Genomic DNA, 4,055 nt, shown 5'->3' with positions numbered 1-4,055 from the left:
AGCCCGACGGGTCGAACGCCTGCTGCGCGTCGCCTGCCGGCGGGGCTTCGGCGTCGGCTGCCGCGGCGTCCGGCGCCGGCCGCGCATCGGCGCGCGGCGCGGAAGCCGCCTGCGCGGCCGCGACTGCCGCGTCTTCAGCCACCGACATCGAGCTCTGCGCGAACGCGCCGAACGCGCGCAGCGTCGCGAGCGTCGCACGCTGCACCTCGAGCGCCTGGATCGCCGACTGCAGCATGCCGAGGTTGAGCTTCAGCCATTGCTCGACCGCGCGCAGATCGGTGATCCGCTTGTCGAGCTCCTCGACGCTCGTGAGCGGCGCCATCATGTCGGACATGCTCGACAGCGACGGCGGCAGCCCCGATGCGGCGCCCGGAAACGACGCCATCCCGCCGAACGGCGACATCCGCATCATGTCCCACATCCGGTCGAGCATGTCGGCAGGCTTGAAACCGGCGAAGCCGGCGAAAGGATTGGAGCCGGAGGCATCGTTCGTCATACGGGCATCCTGTTTGACTGGTGGGCGAAGCGGCCGGCACCGAGCGTGCGGCCGCCTTTGATTCGATGATAGCGCGTCGTCAGAACGGTGCGCCGCCGGGGAAGTCCGGCGCGCGCCGCTCGCGCAGCGAACGGATGCCTTCCTGCACGTCGGCCCCGGAGAAGCCCATGAACTCGAGCGCGAGCGACGTATCGAACGTCGGCCCCGCGCTGCGCAGCCAGTTGTTCAGCGCGTACTTGGTCCAGCGGATCGCCGTCTGCGATCCGTGCGCGAGCCGCTCCGCGACTTCGTACGCCTTCGGCAGCAGGTCGGCCGGCTCGACCGCGAGCGACACGAGGCCGATCCGCTCGGCTTCCTCGCCGCTCACGGGTTCGCACAGCAGCAGGTAGTACTTCGCCTTCGCCATCCCGCACAACAGCGGCCACACGATCGCCGCATGATCGCCGGCCGCGACGCCGAGCCGCGTATGGCCGTCGATGATGCGCGCGTCCTTCGCGGCGATCGAGATGTCGGCGAGCAGCCCGGCGACGAGCCCCGCGCCGACGGCCGGCCCGTGCATCGCGGACACGATCGGCTTGCTGCAGTTGATCACGTTGTAGACGAGGTCGCGCGCTTCGCGCCATACGCGTGCGCGTACGTCGAAGTCGTTCGCCATCGACTCGACGAGCGCAAGATCGCCGCCCGCCGAAAAACCCTTGCCCTCGCCGCGGATCACCGCGACGCGCGTGTCGGGATCGCGATCGACGTCGCGCCAGATGTCGGCGAGCTCGCGATGCATGCGTTCGTTCGCGGTCGCGAGGCCGCTGCGGTTCGCGCCCTCGCCGCTCATCACGATGTCGAGCACGCCATGCGCGCGGCGCGTCACCTTCAATGCTTCGTAATCGCTGTATGCGGCGAGATCGGCCATGCGCTGCTCCGGGTTCTTGAAACGCGTCGAACGTCTGAAACGCTTGAATCGAGTGTAGCGAAGCCCGCGCGGGCAAACATCGGGCGAAACCCGGCGCGCGGGCCGCGATCGAGCGTCGGGCGCGGGCGCGCGTGCATCACACCGCGCCGTCCGGCGGCGCGACCGCCTGCTCGATCGCGCCGAAGATCGACTTGCCGGCCGCGTCGAACATCTCGATGCGCACGGTGTCGCCGTAGCGCATGAATTCGGTCTGCGGCGCGCCGTGCTCGATCGTCTCGAGGCAACGCTTCTCGGCGATGCAGCAGTAGCCGCGCTTCGCGTCCTTGTTCGACACGGTGCCCGAGCCGACGATCGAGCCGGCACGCAGGTTGCGCGTCTTCGCCGCATGCGCGATCAGCTGGCCGAAGTGGAACACCATGTCGGTGCCCGCATCGGGCTGGCCGACCTTCTTGCCGTTCCAGTGGACGATCATCGGCCGGTGCACGCGGCCTTCGCGCCATTCGTCGCCGAGCTCGTCGGGCGTCACCGCGACAGGTGCGAACGCGGTGGCCGGCTTGCTCTGGAAGAAGCCGAAGCCCTTCGCGAGCTCGGCCGGAATCAGGTTGCGCAGCGACACGTCGTTCACGAGCGTGACGAGCCGCACCGACTTCAGCGCGTCGTCGGGCGATGCGCTCATCGGCACGTCGCCGGTGATCACCGCGACCTCGGCCTCGAAGTCGATGCCCCACTCCTCGGACGGGCACACGATGTCGTCGCGCGCACCGAGGAAATCGTCGCTGCCGCCCTGGTACATCAGCGGATCGGTCCAGAACTCCGGCGGCATCTCGGCGCCGCGCGCGCGGCGCACGAGCTCGACGTGGTTCACGTACGCGGAGCCGTCGGCCCACTGGAACGCGCGCGGCAGCGGCGCCATGCAGTTCGCCGGATCGAACGCGAACGCGTTGCGTGCGCGCCCGTGGTTCAGCGCGTCGTACAGGTCGCGCAGTTGCGGCGCGTAGAACGCCCAGTCGTCGAGGACGCGCTGCAGCGTCGGCGCGATCGCGTCGGCGATTGCCGCGGTGTGCAGGTCGCGCGACACGACGATCAACTGGCCGTCGCGCGTGCCGTCCTTCAGCGATGCAAGTTTCATGGGGTATCTGCCGTTGTAGTGACGATGGAGGGAATCTATTTTACGATGGTGAATCCGTGCGGCGCGCCACGATCGCGCATGCCGCTTTCGTCCCGACCCTTGCCGCCTAGCCGCGCCACGTTGCCCATGCCCGCCAGCCCGCTTCCCGACGACGAACTCGCCGATTCCGACACCGACGACGCCGGCTCCGGCGAGCACGGTGAAGGCGGCGAGAAGGTTCGCTCCGGCATCCAGTCGATCGAGGTCGGCTTTCGGCTGCTCGACGTGCTGACGAGCGAGCCGCGCGCGATGATGCTGCGCGACCTCGCGCAGCGTGCTGGCATGAGCCCGGCGAAGGCGCATCGCTATCTGGTCAGCTTCCTGCGGCTCGGCGTCGTGTCGCAGGACCCGGTGTCGGGCCGCTACGAGCTCGGCGGCTTCGCGCTGCAGATGGGGCTCGCGCGGCTCGCGCGCGTCGACGGCGTGAAGCTCGCGCGGATCGCGTTGACCGAGTTGCGCGACCGCGTCGACCAGACGGTCGGCATCGCGGTGTGGGGCAATCAGGGGCCGACGATCGTCCACTGGATGGAATCGAGCCATCCGGCGAAGGCGTCGCTGAAGCTCGGCGACGTGATGCCGCTGCTCGGCTCCGCGACCGGCCTGCTGTTTGCCGCATACCTGCCGCGCAGCAAGACCGCGGCAATGCTCGAGCGCGAGCTCGCCGACACGCGCCGCTCGCCGCATCACGGCGGCCCGCGCACGCTCGACGAAGTCGAAGCCGTGCTCGCCGACGTGCGCGCGCATCAGGCCGCGCGCGTCGAGGGGATGCTGCTGCCGACGATCCACGCGTTCTGCATGCCCGTGTTCGACGCGGTCGGCGAACTCGCGCTCGCGATCGTCGCGCTCGGCCAGGAAGGCATGTTCGACATCGCGTGGGGCGGCGAGATCGACACCGCGCTGCGCGCATGCGCGCAGAAACTGTCCTACGAACTCGGCTATAGTCCGGACGCGCGCGACGCGTGACCCCGCGGGGCGCGCACCGTACGCGCCCGAGCGTGCCGCAGTCGTGCTGCACGCGTGCGTTGCGCGGCGAACGCGCGGCGCGTGCGGCGGTCCGATCGCTGTGACGCGTTGCGCGCGACGCGCCACGACCGCCCCAACCCAGTTCCGTTTCGCCGATGCCGCCTGCCGACACCCGTCCTCGTCACGCCCTGCCCCGCCACTGGCTGCGCGCGGGCATCGCGCTCGTCGTCGTGCTCGTGCTGCACGCGCTCGCGGCGTTGTGGCTCACGCGCAATCGCGATGCGTTCACGCCGCCCGCGCCGGCCGAGATCCCGGTGCAGATCGAGTTGCTGAAGCCGCAGCCGATCGAGCGCCAGCCCGCGCCGAAGCCGGTTGACCGCCCGCCCGCGCCCGCGACCGCGAAGCCGGCCGCCGCCGCGCCGAAGCCCGCGACCGCGCAGGAGCCCGTGCTCACGTCGACGCAGACGGCCGAACACGGCGAGCCGCCTCCTGTCGCTGTGTCGTGCGCTAGCGTCACGGCC

The 4,055-nt window shown here is 70.3% G+C and carries 4 protein-coding genes and 1 pseudogene; 2 read left to right on the top strand and 3 right to left on the bottom strand.

The window, feature by feature from the left end:
• The 3 genes from BSE24067_RS32000 to BSE24067_RS31990 form a co-directional block, all read right to left on the bottom strand.
• A partial coding sequence (locus BSE24067_RS32000; protein WP_174904996.1) for a PhaM family polyhydroxyalkanoate granule multifunctional regulatory protein occupies positions 1 to 496 on the bottom strand: 496 nt, incomplete at its 3' end.
• A 79-nt stretch (positions 497 to 575) separates the two neighbouring features.
• Complete coding sequence (locus BSE24067_RS31995) at positions 576 to 1,403, bottom strand: enoyl-CoA hydratase/isomerase family protein (protein ID WP_151068721.1); 828 nt, start codon at positions 1,401 to 1,403, stop codon at positions 576 to 578.
• Between the two features lie 136 nt (positions 1,404 to 1,539).
• Complete coding sequence (locus BSE24067_RS31990) at positions 1,540 to 2,532, bottom strand: fumarylacetoacetate hydrolase family protein (protein ID WP_151068720.1); 993 nt, start codon at positions 2,530 to 2,532, stop codon at positions 1,540 to 1,542.
• 126 nt (positions 2,533 to 2,658) lie between these two features.
• Between BSE24067_RS31990 and BSE24067_RS31985 the strand changes: the two genes are divergently transcribed.
• On the top strand, positions 2,659 to 3,534 hold the full coding sequence (locus BSE24067_RS31985) for an IclR family transcriptional regulator (protein ID WP_170297566.1): 876 nt from the start codon (positions 2,659 to 2,661) through the stop codon (positions 3,532 to 3,534).
• Between the two features lie 155 nt (positions 3,535 to 3,689).
• Positions 3,690 to 4,055 (top strand): annotated as a pseudogene (locus tag BSE24067_RS31980) (DUF3108 domain-containing protein); the annotation flags it as partial.

This window comes from Burkholderia latens (assembly GCF_902499045.1).
Classification (GTDB): Bacteria; Pseudomonadota; Gammaproteobacteria; order Burkholderiales; family Burkholderiaceae; genus Burkholderia; species Burkholderia latens.
Note: the sequence above shows the minus strand (reverse complement) of the source record. Positions and strands in the feature narration are given on the sequence as shown.